This is a genomic window from Tatumella terrea, assembly GCF_039523755.1.
GTDB classification, from domain to species: domain Bacteria; phylum Pseudomonadota; class Gammaproteobacteria; order Enterobacterales; family Enterobacteriaceae; genus Tatumella; species Tatumella terrea.
In genome coordinates, this window is the sequence record NZ_BAAAFX010000013.1 from 265191 (window position 1) to 288692 (window position 23502).

Consider the following 23502-nt stretch of genomic DNA (forward strand, 5'->3'; position numbering starts at 1 on the left):
TTTCAGATAGAAAGAATAATGGTGAAAGATGACTAACGGCTATATCGCTTTTCCAAAATTTGACCCGGTGATTTTTTCTATCGGTCCGGTATCACTGCACTGGTACGGATTGATGTATTTGATCGGCTTTATTTTCGCTATGTGGCTGGCCGGACGTCGCGCCGATAAACCCGGCAGTGGCTGGACCCGTAATGAAGTCGAAAATCTGCTCTATGCCGGGTTCCTCGGGGTCTTCCTGGGCGGAAGGATCGGTTATGTGCTGTTTTATAACCTGCCGCTGTTTTTACAGAATCCATTGTATCTGTTCAAAGTCTGGGATGGCGGGATGTCCTTCCATGGCGGCCTGATCGGCGTCATCGTGGTTATGCTGGTGTTTGCCCATCGTACCGGCCGTAACTTTTTCCAGATCTCTGACTTTATTGCACCGCTGATCCCTTTCGGGCTGGGTGCCGGACGTCTGGGTAATTTTATCAATGGCGAATTATGGGGCCGCGTCGACCCGAACTGTCCATGGGCGATGTTATTCCCGGGCTCGAGGGATGAGGATCTGGCACTGGTCGCGACGCATCCGCAGTGGCAGTCATTACTGAACACCTACGGTGTCCTGCCACGTCATCCGTCACAGCTCTATGAACTGCTGCTGGAAGGGGTGATCCTGTTTATCATCCTGAATGTATTTATTCGCAAACCGCGCCCGCTGGGAAGTGTGTCAGGTCTGTTCCTGATTGGTTACGGCGCTTTCCGTATCATCGTTGAATTCTTCCGCCAACCGGATGCCCAGCTGGGTCTGTTTGACGGTGTGATCAGTATGGGGCAAATCCTGTCGATTCCGATGATTCTGGCCGGTGTGATTATGATGATTTGGGCTTACCGTAGAAGCTCGCTGAAACAACCGGGTGAAGTAAAATGAAACAGTATCTGGAACTGATGCAGAAAGTCTTAAACGAGGGTGCATCAAAAGATGACCGTACAGGTACCGGCACATTGTCGATATTTGGTCACCAGATGCGCTTTGATCTGCAGCAGGGCTTTCCGCTGGTCACGACCAAAAAGTGTCATATCCGCTCCATTATTCATGAGTTGCTCTGGTTCCTGAAAGGGGAAACCAACATTGCTTATCTGAAGGAGAATAAGGTCACTATCTGGGATGAGTGGGCAGACGAACAGGGTGATCTGGGGCCGGTCTATGGTCGTCAGTGGCGGAGCTGGCCTTCGGCAGACGGCCACCATATCGACCAGATCAGTGAGGTCATTCGTCAGCTGAAACAGGACCCGGATTCACGGCGTATTATTGTTTCTGCATGGAACGTCGGTGAACTGGACAAAATGGCGCTGGCACCCTGCCATGCGTTCTTCCAGTTCTATGTGGCGGACGGCCGTCTGAGCTGTCAGTTGTATCAGCGCTCGTGTGACGTCTTCCTGGGCCTGCCGTTTAATATCGCCAGCTATGCCTTACTGGTGCATATGGTCGCCCAGCAGTGCGATTTGCAGGTGGGTGATTTTGTCTGGACCGGCGGGGATACTCACCTGTACAACAACCACCTTGAGCAGGCGCGTCTGCAACTGACCCGGGAGCCACGCCCGTTACCGGTGCTGAAAATCAAGCGTAAGCCTGATTCCATCTTCGATTACACCTTCGATGATTTTGAGATTGAAGGCTATGATCCTCACCCGGCGATCAAGGCCCCGGTCGCCGTCTGAGTTCATTTGCGCAGTAAACGCATCACGGCGGTAGTGCATTGGCACTGCCGCTTTTTTTTGCCTCTCCGCACAAATCCCGCTGAATGTCTGAGGTGACCGGTCTTTTTCTGCGTAGCCGCCCGGAGGCTGTCGCGTTGCCGGAGTACCGGCTGCTTTTTCTGCCGCATACTGCGGATATGAATAACAACACTCACCTTTCTTCGGATGGATTCACGTTGCCTGAACTGGCACTGGTCCTGCTGATCACTGCCTTGCTGGCGGGCGGCGGCGGCCTGTTCTGGCAGGGCTGGCGTGAGCAACAGCAACTGGCAGAGACGGCGACCGGTTTACAGGTGTTTCTTGCCGGGGTCCGCGAGGTTGCGAACCGCACCAATCGTCATCTGCCGCTGGCCATTTATCGCAGTGGCGATATCTGGTGCGTGGACACCCGTCCTCAGGCAGAGCGCAACGGATGTTTGCGGACGGCCCGTTTTGTCTGGCGCGCGCCCTATCCGCAGATACAGTTACTGGCGGTGCTCGGGGAGCCCGGGTTTTACGGTCGCCGGAATGTTGCGCGGGCAGGCAGCCTGGAGTTTGGTACACCCGTCCGGCGCATGCGGGTGATTATTTCGTCGCGGGCGAGGATAAGGCTCTGTCAGCCAGCGGCAGGGGGATGCGAATAATGCCGAAACCGGGAAAGCGCAGCGGAAAGCGTCACGGCTTTACTCTGGGGGAAATGTTGCTGGCCCTGCTGATCAGCAGCGGTATCTTTCTGGGCGCGGCGCGATTCTTCCCGCATCTGGTCCGGAACAACGGACGACTGCAACAGCAAACCCTGCTGGCACAGGAAGTCCATGAACTGCTGCTGATGCTGGAAAAACATTTCCGGCGTGCGGGGTACTGCGAAAGGCCGCCCTGTGCGCGTCCGCCGGTCATGCTGAGTGCCGATGGTCGCTGCCTGATAGTGCGGTTACAGTCGCGGCGCTATGTGCCGGGAGAGGTTTCCGGTAGCCTGAAAAATGACAGTTACGGCTTCCGCTGGCGGGATAAACGCCTGGAGACTCAGCGGGGGGTGGAAGGCTGTGACGGCTCCGGGTGGGAAGGCGTTAATGATCCGGCATCGCTGCAGATGACGCGATTACGCTTTCTGCGTGAGCGTTCCCGGCTGGGGGTGGAACTGACGGCCAGCGCCGGTTCCGGAGTGACGCTGACGCGACGGCACTGGGTGCTGTCCGAAAACCTGTGAAACAGCGGGGCAGCTCACCGCTGCTGATTGTCGTTTTGCTGTTGCTGATGGGGAGCCTGTTACTGCAGGCCAGTGAACGGATCTTACGGGCCGGTATGCCGGGAGGGAGCGATGAATATCATTACCTGCAGGATTTCTTTCAGGCCGCATCGTCACTGGCCTGGGGTGGACAGCAACGCTGGGAAGACCATGAGGGATGGCAATGCCGGCAGTCCCCGGAAGAAGGCTGGCGCAGTTGCCTGTTATGGCAGACCCGCGAACGCGGGATATTACGCGGGCAATCGGCCAATGGCGAGACACTGCTCTGGCGATGGGTTCAGCCAGCAGATGCGGCCCGTTCGCGTATTACCGCCATCCCTGCTGGCTGGAGTGACCTTTGCCCGTTACCCGATGAACGGGAATGCCGGCAGGGGCTTTAGTCTGGCTGAATGCCTTATCGCTTTACTTATCCTCTCACTCAGCGTTTTGCTGCTCAGTCAGTACCATCGGCAACTGGTCAGCAGTTACCAGCGACAATGGGCACAACGCGATGCCGTACGGGCTGCCGCTCAGGTACTGGCGGGCAAGCCCCCCGCCGGCTGGCGCAGTGATGTCAGCCGTCAGCCTGCGGCAGATGGCTGTGTGCGGGTAATCGCACATACGGAAGGACCATTTCGCCGGCAGGCCACCCTGCAACAACTGTTTTGTCCGCCCTTTGGTGATCGTTTACCGTAATAAGTGGGCGCGGGGCTTGCAACCGGAAGATGAGCAGGTAGAGTGACGTGGCAGAGACGGCAGGCGTCGCAGGAGACAATATGTTCAGGGTCTATCATTCAAATCAGTTGGATATTTTAAAAGATCTGACGGCACACCTTATCAAAAGGGAGCCGTTAGCTGATCCGTTCAGTAAAGAGGTCGTACTGGTGCAGAGTCCCGGTATGGCTCAGTGGCTGCAAATGGCGCTGGCGGAAGAGTTTTCGGTAGCCGCGAATATCGGGTTTCCGCTACCGGCCAGTTTTATCTGGCAGATGTTTGTCTGCGTACTTCCCGGTATCCCGAAAGAAAGTGCCTTCAATAAAAGCGCCATGAGCTGGAAGCTGATGACGTTACTGCCCGGACTTCTGTCACAGGACACCTTTCTGCCGCTCCGCCATTACCTGAACGATGATGATGATAAACGTAAGCTGTTTCAGTTAAGCACCCGCATTGCAGACCTGTTTGACCAGTATCTGGTGTATCGTCCGGACTGGCTGAACCTGTGGGAACAGCAACAACAGGTCGATGGTCTGGGAGAGGCTCAGCAGTGGCAGGCGCCTCTGTGGCGGGCGCTGGTCGCGTATACCGCCGAACTGGAACAGCCCGAATGGCACCGTGCTAACCTCTATTCCCGGTTTATTGAAGCTCTTGAAAATTGTGACACTCCGCCGGAAGGCCTGCCGCCACGGGTTTTTATCTGCGGTATCTCAGCACTGCCGCCGGTGTATCTGCAGGCCCTGCAGGCCCTGGGCCGTCATATTGATATCCATCTGCTATTTACTAACCCTTGTCGTGATTACTGGGGGGATATCCGTGACCCGGCATTTCTGGCGAAGCTGCAAAGCCGTCAGCGTAAGCTGCATCAGTCTTCACAGCAACGCCCGCTGTTCCGTGACCCGGGGCAGGCCTCATCGCTGTTTGGTCCGGACGGGGAACAGCAACTGACGCAACCTCTGCTGGCTTCATGGGGGAAACTGGGGCGCGATAACCTCTATTTGCTGGCGCAGATGGACGCTCTGGATAATGAAATCGATGCCTTTGTCGAACCGGGGCACGATACGCTGCTGCACTCGCTACAGCAGGATATTCTGACGCTGGAAGATCACGCCGTGATCGGTATTACGACGGAAGAATTTAATAACAGCAGTGCCCGGCGGTTGCTGAATCCGCAGGATGACTCCTTTACCCTGCGGGCCTGTCACAGTCCGCAGCGTGAAGTCGAGGTGGTACAGGATTACCTGCTGGGGCTGATGGATGCCGATCCGACGTTAAAGCCCCGCGATATTATCGTGATGGTATCCGATATCGACAGTTACTCCCCCTTTATTCAGTCGGTATTTACCGATGTCAGCCGTGAACGGTATCTGCCTTTTGCCATTTCTGACCGCAGGGCAAGCCAGGCACACCCGGTGATCCAGGCCTTTCTGCAGTTACTGTCCTTACCGGACAGCCGGTTTACCTCTGAAGATATTCTGGCTCTGCTGGAGGTGCCAGCCCTGGCGGAACGTTTTGCCATTGATGAACAGGGCCTGCGGACGCTGCGCCATTGGGTCGATGAGTCGGGAGTGCGCTGGGGGCTGGATGACAGCAGCGTCAGTGATCTCTCACTGCCTGTGACCGGCCAGCATACCTGGCAGTTCGGCCTGCAACGGATGCTGCTGGGCTATGCGCTGGAAAGTGAGCAGGGCGACTGGCAGGGGATCCTGCCCTATGATGAATCTGCCGGATTGCAGGCCGAACTGGCCGGGCAACTGGCAGAACTGCTCAGTTGTCTGGCCGACTGGCGACAGCGTCTGCGGCAGTCACTGACACTGGAAGCGTGGCAGCCCTGTTGCCGTGAGCTGATCGATACCTTTTTTGCCGGCGACACGGATAGCGAAACGGCCCTGGTACTGATTGATGAACAGTGGCGTCAACTGCTGGAGCAGGGGCTGGAGTCCCGCTATCCGGGCGAGGTTCCTGTAACGGTGCTGCGCGATGAACTGCGCAGCCGTCTGGAACAGGAGCGGATCAGCCAGCGGTTTCTGGCCGGTCAGGTGAACTTCTGTACCCTGATGCCGATGCGCTCAATCCCGTTTAAAGTGGTCTGTCTGCTGGGGATGAATGACGGCGTTTATCCGCGCACCCTGACCCCTTCCGGATTTGACTTAATGCAGCAGTCCCCGCGAAAAGGGGACCGCAGCCGGCGTGATGATGACCGCTATCTGTTTCTTGAGGCCTTGCTCTCCGCCAGGGACCGGCTCTACATCAGCTATATCGGGCGCAGTATCCGTGACAATGCCGAACGGCTGCCGTCGGTACTGGTCAGTGAACTCTGTGAATATGTTACCCGCAGCTTCCGCCTGCCCGGCAGTGAATCATTGAATGTGGATGACAGTGCGCAGCAGGTGATGCAGCACCTGTTATATCAGCATAGCCGCACCCCGTTTGCCCCGGAAAACTTTATTGCGGAACATGCCCGTCAAAGTTTTGCCAGCGAGTGGCTGCCGGCGGCCAGTGGTCAGGGGCTGCCGGTCCCGGCGTTTGTGACGCCACTGGAACCGTTCAGTCCGGAAGAGGTGTCGCTCGACCAGTTACTGCGTTTCTGGCGTCATCCGGTACGGGCGTGGTTTACCCAGCGTCTGGGGATCAGTTTCCTGGCGCAGGAGGATGAATTGCCGGACACTGAACCGTTTGAGCTGGATAACCTGCAACGCTATCAGATCAATACTCAGCTGCTGAATACTCTGGTCAGCCGGCATGACAGCGGACAGTTTTTCAGACGGCAGCGGATGGCAGGGCATCTGCCTTACGGGGCCTTTGGTAACATTTTCCGGGATAAACAACTCAGTGAAATGCAGGACATCGCCGCCAGAGTCAGCGACCAGTTGACGGAAAGCCGCAGTGTGGAAGTGGATCTGACTCTCTCATTGCGCCTGACCGGCTGGCTGACCGGGGTTCAGGATGACGGCATACTGCGCTGGCGTCCGGGGGAATTGAATCTCAGCGATGGTTTACTGCTATGGATAGAACATGTGGTGAGTTGTGCACTGGGCATGCCGGGGATCAGCCGCATGTATGGCCGCCATGACAGTTGCTGGCGGTTTATGCCACTTGGGCAGGAAGAGGCGATGCAACAACTGGAAAAACTACTGACAGGCTACCTGCAGGGGATGAATAGCCCGTTAATGTTGCTGAACCGCAGCGGCGGGGGCTGGTTGCAGGCCCGCCTGAATAAAGAGCTGCAGCTTACCGGTGACGAAGAGACCCTGCGCAAAGCCCTGCAGAAACTCACCGAGGGCTGGCAGGGTACCGTACTGATCCCGGGGGAAGGGGAAGACCCTTACCTGCAGCGTCTGTGCCGTGAACTGAATGAGGATACCGTGAATGCCATTTGTCAGGCCGCTGAAACCTGGTATCTGCCGGTACTCCGTGCCCATACGCCGGAATAACGGCGGCATTCACGATGATCCTTCTGAACTGACTAACGAGTAGACACCCATGAATTCTCAGCAGGCTGAAGCGCTGGACCCGTTAATTCTGCCATTACAGGGAGAGAGGCTGATAGAGGCCTCTGCGGGCACCGGTAAAACATTTACCATCGGTATCCTCTACCTGCGCCTGTTACTCGGGCTGGGCAGAGAGAAAGCATTTCACCGGCCCTTAAGCGTCGAAGAGATCCTGGTGGTGACCTTTACCGAGGCCGCAACCGCCGAATTACGCGGGCGTATTCGTCACAACATCCATGAACTGCGTATTGCCTGTCTGCGCTATGCCGATGATCCGCAACAGGTGTCGGCACAGTGGCGGCCACTGATTGAGCAGATAGAGGATATCACTGCGGCAACGGAGCTGCTGCTGGCGGCAGAACGTCAGATGGATGCCTCCTCCGTCTTTACCATTCATGGCTTTTGTCAGCGGATGCTGAATATGAACGCGTTTGAGTCCGGTATGTTGTTTGAACAACAGCTGGTGGAAAACGAACAGCAACTGCTCAGTCAGGCTGCCGCCGATTTCTGGCGTCGTTATTGTTACCCGCTGGAAGAAGAGGTGGCCCGTGAGGTCCTGAAAACCTTTACCGGTCCGGAGCATCTGCTGGCGTCCCTGCAACCCTGGCTGCAGGGAGAAATGCCGGTCATCTCTCCGGCACCGTCAGACAATGAAAGCCTGACCGAACGGCACCGCAGGAATATTGCCCGTATTCAGGCCATTAAGCAGGCCTGGGGCGAGGCGGCGGCAGATCTGCTGCCGTTGATCCAGGATTCCGGTGTCGATAAGCGCAGTTACAGTAGTAAACACTTACCTTCGTGGATAGAAAAGCTGACGGCCTGGGCCGCAGAAGAGACCTGTGATTATCTGGTCCCGAAGGAACTGGAACGCTTTCAGCAGTCGGTACTGGCAGAAAAAACGAAAAAAGGGGCGGTGCCGGAACACCCGCTGTTCACTCAGGCAGAACGTTTTCTGCAGAAAAAAGTCACCTTATATGATTGCCTGGTGGGGCATGCGCTGCGTGAAATCCGCCAGTCCGTTTATCAGCAGAAACGCCAGCAGGCATTACTCAGTTTTGATGACTTACTGAGCCGTTTTGACCACGCCCTGGGCCAGGCCGCCGGGGCCAGCCTGGCAGAGTCTGTCCGTCAGCGATACCCGGTCGCGATGATCGACGAATTCCAGGACACGGACCCGCTCCAGTACCGGATTTTCCAGGCGATCTATGGCGGACAGCCGGAAAATGCGATGCTACTGATTGGCGATCCGAAACAGGCGATTTACGCGTTTCGTGGTGCAGACATTTTTACCTATATTTCGGCAAGGAAAAAAGTCAGTGCTCACTACACGCTGGGGACTAACTGGCGCTCCTCTCCCGGTATGGTGAGCAGTGTGAACCGGTTATTCTCTCAGAGCGATAACCCCTTTGTTTTTAAAGATATTCCGTTTTTACCGGTGGCGGCGGCCGGTAAAAATAATCCGCTGCGCCTGCATTATGACGGGGAGTGCCAGCCGGCCATGCGATTCTGGCTGCCGCCCACCGATGCGATGGGAGTTAGTGAGTACCAGCATTTTATGGCACAACTGGCAGCGGCGGACATCGCACGCTGGCTGATTGCCGGTCAGCAGGGACGGGCCTGCTTTATTGATGCTGCGCAGCAAAAAATACCGGTCAGTGCGGCGGATATTACCGTGCTGGTGCGCAGTCGTCAGGAAGCCTCCCTGATGCGCAAGGCCTTACAGAACAAAGGCATCAATTCCGTCTACCTGTCGGGGCGCGACAGCGTTTATCAGACGGCGGAAGCCCGTGAGTTATTATGGCTGCTGCAGGCGATACTGGCCCCTGAACAGGAACGAACCCTGCGCACCGCGCTGGCCACCTCCCTGATGGGGCTGAGTGCGGTACAGATTGAGGAAATCAGTCAGGACAGCCGTCAGTGGGACCTGATGACAGACCGCTTTGCCGGCTGGCAGCAACTCTGGCGGAAATCGGGCATTCTGCCGATGTTACGCCATCTGATGATACAGCAGCAGTTACCGGAAAACCTGCTGGCCAGTGACGGCGGTGAACGCAGGCTGACCGATATCATGCACCTCGGGGAACTGTTACAGGAAGCCGCGGTTCAGCTCGACAGCCCGCATGCGCTGGTGCGCTACCTGTCACGGCAGATCCTGCGTCCCGATATTAACGGCAGCAATCAGCAACTGCGTCTGGAGAGCGATCGGCACCTGGTGCAGATTGTGACTATCCATAAATCCAAAGGGCTGGAATATCCGCTGGTCTGGCTGCCGTTTATTGCCGCTTACCGGCCTGCCGCCTCTGCGCTCTACCATGACCGGCAGAATTACCAGGCGGTGCTTGACCTGGAAAAAGAGGAGGCAAGTCTCGAACTGGCGGAGCAGGAGCGGCTGGCAGAAGATTTGCGTCTGCTGTACGTGGCGGTCACCCGTTCTGTATGGCATTGCAGTCTCGGCATCGCCCCGTTGTTCCGCGGTAACCGTAAACAGCAGGGGGAGACCGATCTGCACCACAGTGCCATCGGATACCTGATTCAAAAGGGGCAGGCGCTCAGTGCGGATGGTCTGCGTGAACGGCTGGCTGCGCTGGCGAATGAACAGATGGTGGTGAGCGAACCCTATCCGGAAGAGATCCCCGCGTTTACAGACCACCCGGAGGCCGAACCGCAACTGACCAGCCGGCGTCTGAGCCGTTCACTGAACGATGCCTGGCGTGTGACCAGTTACTCCGGTCTGCAACATCATCACGGTACCCGGTTACTGGATATTATGCCCGGCTTTGATATTGATGCCGCCGGAGAGCAGCAGGACGACGATGAACAGCAGCTGACCGCGCATCATTTTCCGCGTGGTGCCGGGCCCGGAACCTTCCTGCATAGCCTGTTTGAACAACTGGATTTTACGCAGCCCGTCCCCGGCGAGTGGCTGAGCGAGCAGGTCGCTGCCCACGGCTATCCGCCACATTGGGTACCGGTGCTGCAGCAATGGCTGGATACCCTGCTGCAGACCCCGTTAGCGGAGGATAAATTGTCGCTTTCCTGTCTGCAGCCAAAAGATCTGCTGGTGGAAATGGAATTCTATCTTCCTATTAAAACATTGTTGCGTCCTGAACGGCTGGATGCGCTGATGCGTCGTTATGATCCGCTTTCACAGCAGGCGGGGGCCGTCGATTTTCAGCAGGTGAAAGGCATGCTGAAAGGCTTTATCGATCTGGTGTTTCGCTGGCAGGGTAAATATTATCTGCTGGATTATAAGTCTAACTGGCTGGGTGCCGACAGTTCTGCCTATACCCCGCAGGCGATGGCACAGGCGATGATCGACCACCGGTACGATATGCAATATCAGCTCTATTCACTGGCGCTGCATCGTTATCTTCGGCACCGGATAGCGGATTATGACTATCGCCAGCACTTCGGGGGCGTGTTTTATCTCTTTCTGCGTGGAATGGGTGGTGAACAGCCGGAAAATGGGGTGTTTTTCACCCGCCCGGAGGAAGACTTTATTGATCAGCTGGATGCGCTGTTTGCCGGGCCGGAGGATACCGATGTCTGAATTTGACTCATTGCTGAAGCAGGCGCAGGAACAACAGATGTTCCGGCCTCTGGATTTGCGGTTCGCTGCGTTGACTGAGGGGGGCGGATCACCCGCCCGCCGTCTGGCGGCGGCCTGCCTGAGTGCCGGCACCGGAGAAGGGCATGTCTGTTTGCCGTTATCGCTGCTTTCGCCGGCCTCTCTGTTTGCCGGACGACAACTGGCGCTGGCTGAAGCTCTCTGGCAGGCCGCCGCCGCCCCGGAGAATGAGGATGACTGGCTGACAGTGCTGGAGGGCTGGGATGCGGTAAGTGATGGCTCACAATCCACACCGCTGGTGCTGGCTCACCGTAAGCTCTACCTGCACCGGATGTGGCTCTACGAAAAGCAGGTCGCCCGCTTTTTTTCTGACGGGTTGACGACTGCGCCGGCGGATCCCGGGCAGATCCGCCAGGTACTGGACGGCTTGTTCGGGGAGGAGGGCAATAACTGGCAGAAGGTGGCGGCGGCTGTCGCACTGACACGTCAGTATTCCGTGATCTCCGGCGGTCCGGGAACCGGTAAGACGACGACGGTTGCCCGACTGCTGGCCGCCTTGCTCACCCTGGAGCCTGGCCGTTTACGCATCCGCATGGCGGCACCGACCGGGAAAGCCGCGGCCAGACTGACCGAATCGCTGGGGAACGCATTACAGGCGCTGCCGGTCAGCGATGCGCTGAAAGCCCGTTTTCCGCAGGAGGCAACCACCCTGCACCGGCTGCTGGGGGCACAACCGGCCACCCGGCGCCTGCGCTATCATGCCGGTAACCCGCTGCATCTGGATGTGCTGGTGGTGGATGAAGCCTCGATGGTGGATCTTTCGATGATGGCCTCGCTGATCAGTGCGCTGCCGCCTGCGGCCAGAGTCATTTTTCTGGGCGACCGTGATCAGCTGGCTTCCGTTGAGGCCGGTGCTGTACTCGGTGATCTTTGCCGTAGCGCGGAATTCGGCTATAGCCCGGCCCGTGCGGCAGAGCTGGGGGTGCTGACCGGCGCGGATATTGCCGGTACAGAAGCCGCTCAGGCTCCCGCGGTGCGTGACAGCCTGTGTCTGTTACAACAGAGTTACCGGTTTTCGTCCGGTTCAGGGATCGGGCAACTGGCTGCAGCCGTTAATCAGGGCGATCTGTCGCGGCTGGCGGCTGTCCGGGGCCAGGATTTCCGGGATATCCGGTTATGCCCGCTGGATTCTGCGGAGCAATGGCAGTCGATGCTGAATGATATCAGCCTGGGCTATGCCGGAATGATAGAAAAGGTGAATAACCATGCCTCCCCGGCAGAAGTGTTACTTACCTTCAGCCGCTATCAGTTGCTCTGCGCGTTACGCGAAGGTCCGTTTGGCGTCAGCGGTCTGAATCAGCGCATTGAACAGCGCCTGAGGCAACAGCAGCGGCTACCGCCGGCGGCCGGAAGCGGTAATCTTTATGCCGGACGTCCGGTGATGATCACCCGTAATGACAATGCTCTGGGGCTGTTTAACGGTGATATTGGCATCATTATGTTCGATGAAACGCAACAGCTGAAAGCGCACTTCCTGCTGCCGGATGGCAGTGTAAAAGCGGTTCACCCCAGTCGTTTACCGCCGCATGATACGGCCTGGGCAATGACGGTTCACAAATCGCAAGGCTCGGAGTTTGATCATACGGCTCTGGTGCTGCCGGCCCGGTACAGCCCGGTCCTGAGCCGGGAACTGGTGTACACCGCCATTACCCGGGCGCGGACGCAACTGACCATTTACAGTGATGAAGCCGTATTTACGCGGGCGATACAGTCACGTACCCGCAGACGAAGCGGATTAAGTGACCAGCTGGTGAATGAACCGCCGCGGGCTGACTGACGGCAAAAAGAGGACGGCATCCTCCCGGCAGGGAAGATGCCGTGGCAGGATCAGTCCAGGCTCAGCATCAGGACTTTGGAACGGCGCTGGTAGTTGTACATTTTCTTTTTGGTTTCAGGCAGAGATTCGATATCGACCGGCACAAATCCCCGTTCCTGGAACCAGTGGATACTGCGGGTAGTCAGGACGAATATTTTAGTCAGGCCCATCGCGCTGGCCTGATGACAGATATGCTGTAACAGTAACTCGCCGCGTGAAGAACTGCGGTATTCCGGGTGCACCGCCACACAGGCCATTTCCCCGATCTGTTCTTCAGGAAAGGGGTAGAGGGCAGCACAGGCAATGGTCAGATTATCCCGTACCACGACGGTGAATTTATTGATTTCCATTTCCAGCTGTTCACGGGAACGACGCACCAGGATCCCCTGTTCCTCAAGCGGGCTGATCAGTTCAAGGATCCCCCCGATATCATCGATGGTCGCTTTACGGATTTTTTCGGCCGATTCCATCACCACCTGCGTTCCGATTCCGTCGCGCGAAAAAAGCTCCTGTAACAGGGTGCCATCTTCCAGATAGCTGATCAGGTGACTGCGGGGAACCCCGCTACGGCAAGCCTGCACGGCTCCCCGCAGGAAGCGTACGGTTCCCGACAGATAATTCCCCTGTTGCTCAAAGCTGTCGATACGTTGCTGAGCCTGGTCGGGGAACATTTCCGAAATAATATTACCGTCATCATCACTGACGCCCTGCTCGGAACAGAAGCCAATCATCTTTTCAGCTTTCAGTTTAATGGCGACCTGAGTCGCAATCTCTTCTGAAGTAAGGTTAAAACTTTCACCGGTGACTGACACCGCGACCGGCCCCAGTAACACGATAGCGCCGCTGTCCAGCTGACGGTGGATAGCGGCATGGTCGATGCGGCGGATACGGCCTGAATGGCAGTAATCCACGCCATCATCCACACCCAGAGGTTGCGCGATAATAAAATTGCCGCTCACCACATTAATATGCGCGCCCTGCAAAGGGGTATTGTTCAGGCTCATCGACAGACGAGCCGTGATATCCAGTTGCAGACGACCGGCCGCCTGTTTTACCAGCTCAAGCGAGGCGGCATCTGTCACACGGGTAAATTTGTGATAGTTCGGCGTCAGCTGATGATCGGCAAGATTGGCATCTATCTGAGGCCGTGCCCCGTAGACCAGTACCAGACGGATGCCCAGGCTATGCAGCAGACCGATATCGTTGACAATCCCGGAGAAGTTGGTGTGCTCGATGGCTTCGCCGCCGAGCATGATGACAAACGTTTTGCCGCGATGGGCATTAATATAGGGGACGGTATGGCGAAACCCCTGAACTAATTCGGTACTACGTTCCTTCACGGCGATCTCCGGGTGAATGATTATTCGTTTTTTGTGTATTTTTATTCCTTTATAGCCCTTAATGCAAGTATTGTGTTTAAGCGGAAGCTGCGTTGGTCGCGGGGTTTGACAGGCAGATAGCTAATACTATCAGTCAGTTAATTTTCTAAGGGGCGGGGAGAAGGATTAAAAGTTTTCGGATATTAAGTGATTTTTGAGTGATTTTTGCACAGTGGCTGGTGATCATTAAGTCCTGACTGCTGACTGCTGACTGCTGACTGCTGACTTCTTACTTCTTACTTCTTACTTCTTACTTCTTACTTCTTACTTCTTACTTCTTACTGCCCACTGCCCACTAACCACTAACTTTATTGCACTGTCACGCGACAGGGGAGTTATGCGGTGATTTTATCCTGCGGGAGATCTGTCTTTTACTTCCCTGCTCACTTAAGTGTCCGCTGTCTGGTTATTCTGCCGGGTATTCATGGAATCAGTGACACAGGCTAACCTGTTCACCGGCATCATGACTCTGCCGGTGACGGTCCTGACCACGGGGTACAGAATAACGTATGTTTTACCGGAGACGCTGATCCCGGGGATTCAATAAATCAGGGGCTGAGATCCTTGTATGTCCTTTCGGCCAGCGCTGATATTTTCTGTGGCTCGGCCGGTGGCCGCATAAGTTGTGGTCTTCGGAATTCAGAACACTGAATATTAATTGACTATTTACCTTAATATTAATAACGCAGGATGATTAGCGACTATCAGGAATGAAATATCAGCGAAAAAAGCCTTTATGACCTCTTATCTGTTCGTTTTTTATTATGGAATAAAAGGCATGATTAAGGTCAATAAATAATTATTTTGTGAATATATGCCGGGATAAATTTATTCGGAAATGGTATTTCTGTAACGACTATAAATATACGTCTTGTATTTTATACGCACCGGGAAAAACTCATGACTGATATGATTAAGAAGATTAAACATTTGGATCTCGATAAAGTCTTTCAGCAATTATTAAGAGAAGAACGTTTTGGCTCTCAGGCTGAGTTTGTTGACTATCTAACCCGCAACGGGTTCAGGCATATCAATCAGTCTAAAGTCTCTCGCATGCTGACCAGTTATGGCGCGGTACGCACCCGCAATGCCAAAATGGAAATGGTCTATTGTCTGCCGGCGGAACGGGGAGTGCCGACGGCGAAAACCACCCTGAAAAGTTCAGTACTGAGTATTGAAACCAATGACTGGATGGTGGTTACCCACACGGTTCCCGGTGCGGCTCCCTTAATTGCCCGCCTGCTCGATTCCTGCGGAAAATCAGAGGGAATATTAGGCACTGTAGCGGGTGATGATACGATTTTTATCGTTCCGGTCATGGGGGTTAATTCTCATCAGCTTCAACAGTCGGTCATAAGTATCCTTCATTCTGATGGTTAATCAATGAATAAATAAAAGGAGGCTTTATTCCGTGGAGAATAAAGGTTGTTAATGATCTCACGGGTTAAAGAAAAATTATGGATATAAAAAAACTACTGGCTCAGCAGGTTCAGGAAGCGTTAACGGATATTCAACTCATTACGGATAAACCTGTTACGGTTCGACCTGCCGTCCGTCCTGAATTTGGCGATTACCAGGTCGACAGTATGATGGCTCTCGGAAAACTCTGCGGTGAAAATCCGCTGGTGCTGGCGGCACGGGTCGCCGATGCTCTGATGAAAAATAGCCACTCCCGGACGATGCTTGCCCGTGCAGAAGCGGTCGCGCCAGGCTTTATTAATCTGTTTCTGCGTGATGAATGGATTATTGATCTTACCGGACAGGCCGCGAACGATGAAAGGCTGGGGGTAGCCCGTCAGAACGTGCAGCATATTGTGGTCGATTATTCCTCGCCGAATGTGGCAAAAGAGATGCACGTCGGTCATCTGCGCTCAACAATTATTGGTGATGCCAGTGTGCGGACCCTGGAGTTTCTGGGGCACCGGGTGACCCGGGTTAACCATATCGGTGACTGGGGGACACAGTTTGGTATGCTGATAGCCTGCCTGGAAATCGCAGAAAATCAGGGAGATATCTCCCTCTCTGATCTTGAAGGTTTTTATCGCGCGGCTAAAAAACGTTATGACGACGATCCCGGGTTTGCCCGGAAGGCCCGTGCCTATGTGGTGAAGCTGCAACAGGGGGATGCCTGGTGCCGTGAAATGTGGCGTAAGCTGGTAGATATTTCGATGACCCAAAACCAGCAAAACTACGACCGGCTCGGCGTGTCACTCAGCAAAGACGATATCCGGGGGGAAAGTTTTTATAATGAGATGCTGCCGGAAATCGTCGATGATCTTCTGGCGCGGGGGATTGCCACGATGGACGGTGAAACAGCGATCGTTTATCTGGATAACTACCGCAATAAGCAGGGGGATCCGATGGGGGTGATCGTCCGTAAACAGGATGGCGGATATCTTTATACCACCACGGATATTGCCTGTGCGAAGTATCGCTATCAGCAGCTGCACGCAGATCGTATTCTTTATTATATTGATGCGCGCCAGCATCAGCACCTGATGATGGCCTGGGAGATCGTCCGCCGTGCCGGGTATGTCCCTGAGCAGGTCACTCTGGAACATCATAAATTCGGTATGATGCTGGATAAAACCGGCAAACCGTTTAAGACCAGGGAAGGGGGCACGATCAGGCTGGCAGAACTGCTGGAAGAAGCCGTCACCAGGGCACATAAGCTGGTCAGTGAAAAGTCTCCGCAGCTTGCTGCCGGTGAACTGGAGACGCTGGCGGAAATGATAGGTATCGGCGCCGTAAAATATGCCGATTTATCCAAAAACCGCACCACCGATTATGTGTTCGACTGGGATACGATGCTCAGCTTTGAAGGAAACACGGCCCCTTATATTCAGTATGCCTGTGCCCGTATTACCTCACTGCTGCGTAAAGCGACGGCAACTGAGGGGCCGTTGCCACAGACCTTCAGCGGAACACTCAGTTTTTCCACAGAGACTGAGCGGGCACTGGCCGTAAAATTACTGCAATTCGAAGAAACCTTGCTGGCCGTCGCAAAAGAGGGGATGCCGAATATTATGTGTCATTACCTGTTTGAACTCGCCTCGATGTTCTCAGGGTTCTATGCCTCGTCACCGGTACTGACACATCAGGAGCGATCCCGGCGTCAGAGCCGTCTGGCCCTTTGTGCTCTGACAGGAAGGGTCTTATCAACAGGGCTGGAGACGCTGGGGATCCGCGTACCGGAAAGAATGTAAGGCGGCAGGAATACGACAGCCGGGGCCGGGGAGGTCGCTGAATTCAGCGCAAAAAAAAACTTATCAAAAGTAATTTGATAAGTTTTCTTCGGTTGGTTGCGGGGGCCGGATTTGAACCGACGACCTTCGGGTTATGAGCCCGACGAGCTACCAGGCTGCTCCACCCCGCGTCCGTGCTGTTACCTGTACTGCTTCATAGTATTGGTTGCGGGGGCCGGATTTGAACCGACGACCTTCGGGTTATGAGCCCGACGAGCTACCAGGCTGCTCCACCCCGCGTCCGTACTACTACTGTTACTGCTTCACATTGTATTGGTTGCGGGGGCCGGATTTGAACCGACGACCTTCGGGTTATGAGCCCGACGAGCTACCAGGCTGCTCCACCCCGCGTCCGCGCTACTACTTGCTTACTGCCACTACATTATGTGAATTGGTTGCGGGGGCCGGATTTGAACCGACGACCTTCGGGTTATGAGCCCGACGAGCTACCAGGCTGCTCCACCCCGCGTCCGTGGATGCGCACTATACTCCCCATAGCCTTCGATGCAACCCATTTATGATAAAAAACGTAAAAAAAACCGTCATCTGCTGAATTTTACGGCAGTTTTCTTTTTTTATGTAAATCCCCGATGCTGATTCTGCGGAAGATTTAATTATCACCCGGCCTCTGCTATCTTCGCTTCAGATAATTCAGCGAAGGCAGCGTAATGAAAGGAAAATGGGCAAAGCTTGCACTGACCGGGGCATTTCTGGCGTTACTGGCCGGATGTTCTTCCCGACCTACCGATCGCGGTCAGCAATATAAAGACGGAAAACTGGAACAACCCTTTGCGTTGGTTAACCAGCCGAATGCCAAAGGCAGTCCGGTAAACGCACGTGACTTTGCCGAACAGGTCCGGCAGATCCAGGGGGCCTCCGGCGCACTCTTCAGTCGTAACAGCAGTACCTATAACTCTATAGAAAGCTGGCTGGTCGCCGGGGGCAATACCCGCGACTTGCGTCAGTTCGGTCTCGATGCCTGGCAAATGGAGGGGACCGATGATTATGGTAACGTTCAGTTTACCGGCTACTATACCCCGGTGATCCAGGCCCGCTATACCCGTCAGGGAGAGTTTCAGTATCCTATCTATCGTATGCCGCCGCGCCGTCGCGGTTATAAATTGCCGAGCCGTGCCGAAATCTACAACGGTGCACTGAATTCCCGGTATGTGATTGCCTGGAGTAATTCATTAATTGATAACTTTATGATGGATGTTCAGGGCAGCGGTTATGTGGACTACGGCGATGGTCGTCCGCTGACCTTCTTTGGCTACGGTGGCAAGAACGGCTGGGCGTATCACAGCATCGGTAAAGAGCTTATCGATCGCGGGGAAGTCAAGCGGGAAGACATGTCAATGCAGGCCATCCGCGAGTGGGCTCAGAACCACTCTTATGCCGATGTCCGTGCTTTGCTGGAAACGAATCCTTCCTTTGTCTTCTTCCGTCCGGAGTCCTACACCCCGGTGCGGGGAGCCAGTGCGGTACCGCTGGTGGCTAAAGCCTCCGTTGCTGCCGACCGTTCGCTGATCCCGCCCGGCACCGTATTGCTGGCCGAAGTGCCGCAACTGAATGAAAAAGGCAAATTTAACGGCACTTACCAGATGCGGCTGATGGTCGCTCTGGATGTCGGCGGGGCGATTAAAGGCCAGCATTTCGATATTTATCAGGGAATTGGTCCTGAAGCGGCTCATCTGGCCGGTTTTTATAATCACTACGGACGCGTCTGGGTGTTAAAATCTGCACCGGGGACGGGATTACTGACCCGTTGAGCGTCCGGCGGAAGGGGGGCAAACCCTGCCACTCTTCCGCCGGCGGTAATAAAGAATAATGTAAAGAAAGAGGATCTATGCCGGAAGTGACTGATACCTGGCGCCAGCGTTTTGGCGGGACAGGCCGTTTATATGGTCAGCAGGCTTTGCACTGGTTTGCAGATGCGCGCTTTTGTGTAGTGGGCATCGGCGGCGTTGGCTCCTGGGCTGCAGAAGCACTGGCCAGAACCGGCATCGGGCATATCACGTTAATTGATATGGATGATGTCTGCATCACCAATACTAACCGGCAGATCCATGCGCTTCGCGGAAACGTAGGGCAGGCGAAAACCGAAGTGATGGCTGAACGCCTGCGGCAGATTAACCCGGAATGTGAGGTGGTCTGTATTGATGATTTCGTCACGCCGGAGAATGTGGCTGCTCTGCTGGACCACCGGTTCGATTACGTGATTGATGCCATCGACAGTGTCAGACCGAAAGCAGCCTTGCTGGCTTATTGCCGCCGTCACAAGATCCCGTTGATCACCACCGGCGGGGCGGGCGGGCAAATCGATCCGACACAGATTGCGGTGACGGATCTGGCGAAAACGATACAGGATCCACTGGCGGCAAAACTGCGTGAACGACTGAAATCCGATTTCGCGATCGTTAAAAACAGTAAAGGCAAACTGGGCATCGACTGCGTCTTCTCCACCGAAGCGCTGGTCTATCCGCAACCGGACGGCACGGTCTGTGCTTCGCGCAGTACGGCTGAAGGCCCGAAACGCATGGATTGTGCCGCAGGATTCGGGGCGGCAACGATGGTGACGGCCAGTTTTGGATTTATCGCCGTATCTCATGCGCTGAAAAAGTTTATCGCCAGGAAAGTACGTCAGGCGGCCGACGCCACCTGAGGCTCTGCGGTTCAGGCGCTGCGGGCAATACGCTGAATGGCTGCAGCCAGTGCTTCCAGGCCACTGCTGCGGCTGGCACTGAGTTGCTCTTTTAACCCCAGTTGTTCAAAAATGGCCAGCGGATCGAATTCTTCTAATTCGCTGGCTGTCTTACCTTCACAGACCGTCAGCATCACAGCCAGCAGTCCTTTCACGATGCGTCCCTCACTGTCACCGTAAAAATGGAAACTGCCATCGTCCAGACGCTGGCTTCCCAGCCAGACACGGTTTTCGCATCCGCTGATTTCATTCTCCGGGGTTTTCAGTGCCTCCGGCAGCGGCGGTAACTTCCGGCTTAGCAGGATTAACTGGCGGTAACGTTCCTCCCAGTGGCGGAACTGGCCGAACTGCTCCGTTAAGCCGGTCGCGGTGATGTCGTGACCAAACGGATGGGGGGCGATTAAAGACGTCATAACATTACTCACTTAACAGATCATGGGCCATCCGGACTGCCCGGACAAAAGCGTCAACATCCAGTCGATTATTATAAGGGGCAAATGATGCGCGCAGACAGCCCTGAATAGCCAGCGCTTTCATCAGCGGCTGGGCACAATGTTGTCCTGCACGTATCGCTATTTTTTGTTCAGCCAGCAGGGTCACCATATCGGACGGGTGGATACCGTCGAAACTGAAGGCTAACAGCGGCGCATTATGCTGCCGGAAACTGCGAAAACCGGGTAACTGTGCCAGTTGCTGTTCTGCGTCAGTGGCCAGCGCTTCGCTCCACCGGGCCGCGGCGCGGTGATCGACGGTGGATAAAAAGTCCAGAGTCGCGCCAAAGGCACAAACGCCGGCAATATTCGGGGTACCGGCCTCCAGCCCGTGGGGCGGCGCCATGGCCGTGAACCCGTCGAAACTGACCTGATCGACCATTTTCCCCCCGCCGATCCACGGTTTCATTTCAGCCAGACATTCGGCACTGGCATAGAGTACCCCGACACCGGTCGGGCCGTAGAGTTTATGGCCGGAAAAGGCATAAAAGTCAGCCTGAAGGGCGGTGACATCGGCAGGCTGATGAACGATCCCCTGGGCACCGTCGACCAGTACTTTCACTCCGGCGGCATGCGCCGTGGCAATAATTTCGGACAATACCGGCAACGCCCCGGTGACGTTCGACATCTGAGTGACCGCCAGCAGGCGGGTTTTTCCGCTCAGCAGTGACGGCAGCAGGTCATTGCGTGGCAGTCCTTCCGCGGTCACCGGCCACTTCACCACACGGGCACCTTTTTCTGCTGCAATCATCAGCCAGGGGATCAGGTTCGCGTGATGCTCCATCTCACAGACCAGGATTTCGTCACCGGCCTGCAACTGATGTGACAGCCAGCTATGCGCGACCAGATTGATGGATTCGGTGGTCCCCCGGGTCCAGACTATCTGTGCTGCGCTCTGCGCATTGAGCAATTCCGCGACCTGCTGGCGGGTATGTTCATAGGCGGCTGTCAGTTTTCGCGCCTGCGAGTGCTGGCTGCGGTGCACCGTTCCCGCGGCGCGATAACATTCTGAGCTGGCATCAATCATCACCTGAGGCTTCAGGGCGGTGGCAGCACTGTCCAGATAAATATTATCCTCAGTGAGCGCAGGAAACTGCCGGCGGAAAGCGACGGCATCAAAACCATTCATAGCGTACTCTTACAGGTAAATTTAAGATAAGACTGAAAAAACAGCCTCTGCTGGTAAAGTGACAAAATTGTCATATGCTTTATTAGCAGGCTGTAAGCATATTTATAGCTTAATGTTAGTTATCCGTGGTTACGGACTAAAACATGGACTGCATAAAGGCAGAATCGCTGACAGTTTAAGGTATTCTTATCTGTAAGGAGATAATAAATGAAAAAGCAACTCGCAGCAGTATTCGCAGTATCCGCGCTCGTCTTTACCCTGGCTGGTTGTTCGTCTAATTATGTCATGCATACCAATGATGGCCGTACCATCGTAGCACAAGGTAAGCCTGGCGTTGATGATGACACAGGTATGATCGTCTATAAAGACAGCAGTGGTATCAAGCAGCAGATCAACCGTTCTGACGTCAAAGAAATGACTCAGCTCGGTCAGTAAGCCTATCGTATTGATTGCAGTCGCCGGTGGCGGCTGCTTTATCTTTTCCTCCGTTTTCCCCGCCGTTTTTTGCAGAGAATCCCTTCCTGTCGCCCGGCCAGTTTTTTACTGAAATGATTAATTATGTCGTTCCTCTGTCAGGTTTATGCATAATCTGAATCTATGCAAATATCTGCGCAAACGTTTCGCTTTTCGCATAAGGTGAGTTATTGCGGCTTGCGGGGTTTTGAAGGGGGGATAAGGCATCATCGCCGGAACTGAATATGAAAGACAAAAAAAAACACCGCATTAAGCGGTGCTGTAAAAATATAAACTATGGACAGACAGGGTATATCACAGGAAATAAATCAGGTCTGAAAAACAGACCAAATGCAAACACAACATCACCACCTAAAGCCAAAAGGCCCTGATATGACTGGTTCAGGAAACTTTTCGTTCCGGCTCAGGAAGTGCGTGAACTATAGGTATTTGCTGGAGGTTCCTCAAGGGACAATTTATAATGCTTCGGATAAAAAAAACTAATGTCTGAGTGCATTCCGGCTCCTGCATCCCATTGGCCCTGAATCTGAATATTGTTATGTCAAAACGACTGCCACCTCTCAATGCTCTCAAAGTCTTCGATGCTGCCGCGCGGCACCTGAGTTTTACCCGTGCGGCCGAAGAGCTGTTTGTTACCCAGGCCGCCGTCAGCCACCAGATTAAATCGCTGGAAGACTTTCTCGGCCTGAAACTGTTCCGTCGCCGTAACCGCTCTCTGTTACTGACCGAAGAAGGCCAAAGCTATTCGCTTGATATTAAAGAGATATTTTCCGCACTGAACGATGCCACCCGTAAACTGCAGGCCCGAAGTGCGAAAGGTGCGCTGACGGTCAGTCTGTTACCCAGCTTTGCGATCCAGTGGCTGGTCCCCCGGTTGTCCAGTTTTAACCAGGACTGTCCGGGCATCGATGTCCGTATCCAGGCCGTCGACCGTGAAGAGGATAAACTGTCTGATGATGTGGACGTGGCTATCTTCTATGGCCGGGGGAACTGGCCGGGACTGCGGGTGGAAAAACTGTATGCGGAGTACTTACTGCCCGTTTGTTCTCCGGCCTTACTGACCGGTGAGTTTTCGCTGAAGAGTCCGGCAGACCTGGCCCATTTCACCTTGTTGCATGACGCATCGCGCCGCGACTGGCAGAGCTATACGCGGCAACTGGGGCTGAACCATGTGAATGTTCAGCAGGGGCCCATTTTCAGCCATACCGCTATGGTGTTACAGGCCGCTATTCACGGGCAGGGGATTGCACTGGCGAATAATGTTATGGTGCAGAGCGAGCTGGAAAGTGGCCGTCTGGTATGCCCGTTTAATGATGTTTTAGCCAGTCAGAACGCTTTTTATCTGGTTTGTCATGACAGCCAGGCAGATCTGGGTAAAATAGCGGCTTTCCGGCAGTGGATCCTGGCGCGTGCCGCCAGTGAACAGGAAAAGTTTCGTTTTCGCTATGATTAGCAAAACAGGACACAGCCAACGGGCTCGATGAGGAACA

The 23502-nt window shown here is 54.8% G+C and carries 18 protein-coding genes and 4 tRNA genes; 15 read left to right on the forward strand and 7 right to left on the reverse strand.

Features of this window, described 5'->3' with window-relative positions; genetic code table 11:
- Positions 1-28: 28 nt before the first annotated feature.
- The 9 genes from lgt to recD all read left to right on the forward strand — a co-directional run bounded on the left by lgt (position 29) and on the right by recD (position 12554).
- On the forward strand, positions 29-910 hold the full coding sequence (lgt, locus tag ABD035_RS09330; RefSeq protein WP_343869596.1) for a prolipoprotein diacylglyceryl transferase: 882 nt from the start codon (positions 29-31) through the stop codon (positions 908-910).
- A complete protein-coding gene (gene thyA / locus ABD035_RS09335; protein WP_343869598.1) occupies positions 907-1701 on the forward strand; it encodes a thymidylate synthase in 795 nt (264 codons plus the stop codon). Before lgt ends, thyA begins: the two co-directional genes overlap by 4 nt.
- A 176-nt stretch (positions 1702-1877) precedes the next feature.
- The gene (locus ABD035_RS09340) at positions 1878-2363 is read left to right on the forward strand and encodes a prepilin-type N-terminal cleavage/methylation domain-containing protein (protein ID WP_343869600.1); all 486 of its coding nucleotides are present in this window, start codon (positions 1878-1880) and stop codon (positions 2361-2363) included.
- On the forward strand, positions 2363-2926 hold the full coding sequence (locus tag ABD035_RS09345; RefSeq protein WP_343869602.1) for a prepilin peptidase-dependent protein: 564 nt from the start codon (positions 2363-2365) through the stop codon (positions 2924-2926). The genes ABD035_RS09340 and ABD035_RS09345 overlap by 1 nt, the downstream gene beginning before the upstream one ends.
- On the forward strand, positions 2923-3345 hold the full coding sequence (locus tag ABD035_RS09350) for a DUF2509 family protein (RefSeq protein ID WP_343869605.1): 423 nt from the start codon (positions 2923-2925) through the stop codon (positions 3343-3345). The genes ABD035_RS09345 and ABD035_RS09350 overlap by 4 nt, the downstream gene beginning before the upstream one ends.
- Positions 3317-3640 (forward strand): prepilin-type N-terminal cleavage/methylation domain-containing protein, encoded by a 324-nt coding sequence (locus ABD035_RS09355; RefSeq protein ID WP_212714241.1) that lies wholly within the window; start codon positions 3317-3319, stop codon positions 3638-3640. Before ABD035_RS09350 ends, ABD035_RS09355 begins: the two co-directional genes overlap by 29 nt.
- Positions 3641-3720: 80 nt before the next feature.
- Positions 3721-7092: an exodeoxyribonuclease V subunit gamma gene (recC, locus tag ABD035_RS09360; RefSeq protein ID WP_343869608.1), complete on the forward strand. Its 3372-nt coding sequence runs from the start codon at positions 3721-3723 to the stop codon at positions 7090-7092.
- Positions 7093-7141: 49 nt separating this feature from the next.
- Positions 7142-10699, forward strand: a complete 3558-nt coding sequence (gene recB / locus ABD035_RS09365) for an exodeoxyribonuclease V subunit beta (protein WP_343869611.1) — start codon at positions 7142-7144, stop codon at positions 10697-10699.
- Positions 10692-12554 carry an exodeoxyribonuclease V subunit alpha gene (gene recD, locus ABD035_RS09370; protein WP_343869613.1) on the forward strand — a complete coding sequence of 621 codons (1863 nt, stop codon included), beginning with the start codon at positions 10692-10694 and terminating at the stop codon, positions 12552-12554. Before recB ends, recD begins: the two co-directional genes overlap by 8 nt.
- A gap of 50 nt (positions 12555-12604) precedes the next feature.
- Here recD and argA read toward each other — a convergent pair whose 3' ends face one another.
- Positions 12605-13933 carry an amino-acid N-acetyltransferase gene (gene argA, locus ABD035_RS09375; RefSeq protein WP_343869615.1) on the reverse strand — a complete coding sequence of 443 codons (1329 nt, stop codon included), beginning with the start codon at positions 13931-13933 and terminating at the stop codon, positions 12605-12607.
- A 948-nt stretch (positions 13934-14881) separates the two neighbouring features.
- Here argA and argR point away from each other — a divergent pair.
- Entirely contained in the window at positions 14882-15352 is a 471-nt protein-coding gene (gene argR, locus ABD035_RS09380) for a transcriptional regulator ArgR (RefSeq protein WP_212714427.1), read from the forward strand.
- Positions 15353-15429: 77 nt separating this feature from the next.
- Positions 15430-17178, forward strand: a complete 1749-nt coding sequence (argS, locus tag ABD035_RS09385) for an arginine--tRNA ligase (protein ID WP_343869617.1) — start codon at positions 15430-15432, stop codon at positions 17176-17178.
- 93 nt (positions 17179-17271) lie between these two features.
- On the opposite strand, the gene ABD035_RS09390 is transcribed toward argS, so the two are convergent.
- The 4 genes from ABD035_RS09390 to ABD035_RS09405 all read right to left on the reverse strand — a co-directional run bounded on the left by ABD035_RS09390 (position 17272) and on the right by ABD035_RS09405 (position 17686).
- Positions 17272-17348: transfer RNA gene (locus ABD035_RS09390), tRNA-Met, on the reverse strand.
- Between the two features lie 32 nt (positions 17349-17380).
- Positions 17381-17457, reverse strand: a tRNA-Met gene (locus tag ABD035_RS09395).
- Between the two features lie 34 nt (positions 17458-17491).
- Positions 17492-17568 (reverse strand) — tRNA-Met (locus ABD035_RS09400).
- 41 nt (positions 17569-17609) lie between these two features.
- Positions 17610-17686: transfer RNA gene (locus ABD035_RS09405), tRNA-Met, on the reverse strand.
- 199 nt (positions 17687-17885) lie between these two features.
- Here ABD035_RS09405 and mltA point away from each other — a divergent pair.
- Together mltA and tcdA are read left to right on the forward strand one after the other, a co-directional pair.
- Positions 17886-18986 (forward strand): murein transglycosylase A, encoded by a 1101-nt coding sequence (gene mltA / locus ABD035_RS09410; RefSeq protein ID WP_212714421.1) that lies wholly within the window; start codon positions 17886-17888, stop codon positions 18984-18986.
- 77 nt (positions 18987-19063) lie between these two features.
- A complete protein-coding gene (gene tcdA, locus ABD035_RS09415; RefSeq protein ID WP_212714420.1) occupies positions 19064-19879 on the forward strand; it encodes a tRNA cyclic N6-threonylcarbamoyladenosine(37) synthase TcdA in 816 nt (271 codons plus the stop codon).
- 11 nt (positions 19880-19890) lie between these two features.
- On the opposite strand, the gene csdE is transcribed toward tcdA, so the two are convergent.
- Positions 19891-20331 carry a cysteine desulfurase sulfur acceptor subunit CsdE gene (csdE, locus tag ABD035_RS09420; RefSeq protein WP_343869620.1) on the reverse strand — a complete coding sequence of 147 codons (441 nt, stop codon included), beginning with the start codon at positions 20329-20331 and terminating at the stop codon, positions 19891-19893.
- A 4-nt stretch (positions 20332-20335) separates the two neighbouring features.
- A complete protein-coding gene (gene csdA / locus ABD035_RS09425; protein WP_343869622.1) occupies positions 20336-21538 on the reverse strand; it encodes a cysteine desulfurase CsdA in 1203 nt (400 codons plus the stop codon).
- 207 nt (positions 21539-21745) lie between these two features.
- On the opposite strand from csdA, the gene ABD035_RS09430 reads away from it, so the two are divergent.
- Together ABD035_RS09430 and ABD035_RS09435 are read left to right on the forward strand one after the other, a co-directional pair.
- Positions 21746-21973 (forward strand): YgdI/YgdR family lipoprotein, encoded by a 228-nt coding sequence (locus ABD035_RS09430; protein ID WP_212714417.1) that lies wholly within the window; start codon positions 21746-21748, stop codon positions 21971-21973.
- Between the two features lie 577 nt (positions 21974-22550).
- Positions 22551-23465, forward strand: coding sequence for a transcriptional regulator GcvA (locus tag ABD035_RS09435; protein ID WP_025902635.1), 915 nt, complete (start codon positions 22551-22553; stop codon positions 23463-23465).
- The last annotated feature ends 37 nt before the right edge of the window (positions 23466-23502 follow it).

What these genes read in the sequence shown, in the direction of transcription:
- lgt (WP_343869596.1), top strand. Translation starts at nt 29, where the DNA reads ATGACTAACGGCTATATCGCTTTTCCAAAATTTGACCCGGTGATTTTT.
- mltA (WP_212714421.1), top strand. Translation starts at nt 17,886, where the DNA reads ATGAAAGGAAAATGGGCAAAGCTTGCACTGACCGGGGCATTTCTGGCG.
- tcdA (WP_212714420.1), top strand. Translation starts at nt 19,064, where the DNA reads ATGCCGGAAGTGACTGATACCTGGCGCCAGCGTTTTGGCGGGACAGGC.
- thyA (WP_343869598.1), top strand. Translation starts at nt 907, where the DNA reads ATGAAACAGTATCTGGAACTGATGCAGAAAGTCTTAAACGAGGGTGCA.
- ABD035_RS09435 (WP_025902635.1), top strand. Translation starts at nt 22,551, where the DNA reads ATGTCAAAACGACTGCCACCTCTCAATGCTCTCAAAGTCTTCGATGCT.
- recC (WP_343869608.1), top strand. Translation starts at nt 3,721, where the DNA reads ATGTTCAGGGTCTATCATTCAAATCAGTTGGATATTTTAAAAGATCTG.
- argS (WP_343869617.1), top strand. Translation starts at nt 15,430, where the DNA reads ATGGATATAAAAAAACTACTGGCTCAGCAGGTTCAGGAAGCGTTAACG.
- recB (WP_343869611.1), top strand. Translation starts at nt 7,142, where the DNA reads ATGAATTCTCAGCAGGCTGAAGCGCTGGACCCGTTAATTCTGCCATTA.
- csdE (WP_343869620.1), bottom strand. Translation starts at nt 20,331, where the DNA reads ATGACGTCTTTAATCGCCCCCCATCCGTTTGGTCACGACATCACCGCG.
- recD (WP_343869613.1), top strand. Translation starts at nt 10,692, where the DNA reads ATGTCTGAATTTGACTCATTGCTGAAGCAGGCGCAGGAACAACAGATG.
- ABD035_RS09340 (WP_343869600.1), top strand. Translation starts at nt 1,878, where the DNA reads ATGAATAACAACACTCACCTTTCTTCGGATGGATTCACGTTGCCTGAA.
- ABD035_RS09345 (WP_343869602.1), top strand. Translation starts at nt 2,363, where the DNA reads ATGCCGAAACCGGGAAAGCGCAGCGGAAAGCGTCACGGCTTTACTCTG.
- csdA (WP_343869622.1), bottom strand. Translation starts at nt 21,538, where the DNA reads ATGAATGGTTTTGATGCCGTCGCTTTCCGCCGGCAGTTTCCTGCGCTC.
- ABD035_RS09355 (WP_212714241.1), top strand. Translation starts at nt 3,317, where the DNA reads ATGAACGGGAATGCCGGCAGGGGCTTTAGTCTGGCTGAATGCCTTATC.
- ABD035_RS09430 (WP_212714417.1), top strand. Translation starts at nt 21,746, where the DNA reads ATGAAAAAGCAACTCGCAGCAGTATTCGCAGTATCCGCGCTCGTCTTT.
- argR (WP_212714427.1), top strand. Translation starts at nt 14,882, where the DNA reads ATGATTAAGAAGATTAAACATTTGGATCTCGATAAAGTCTTTCAGCAA.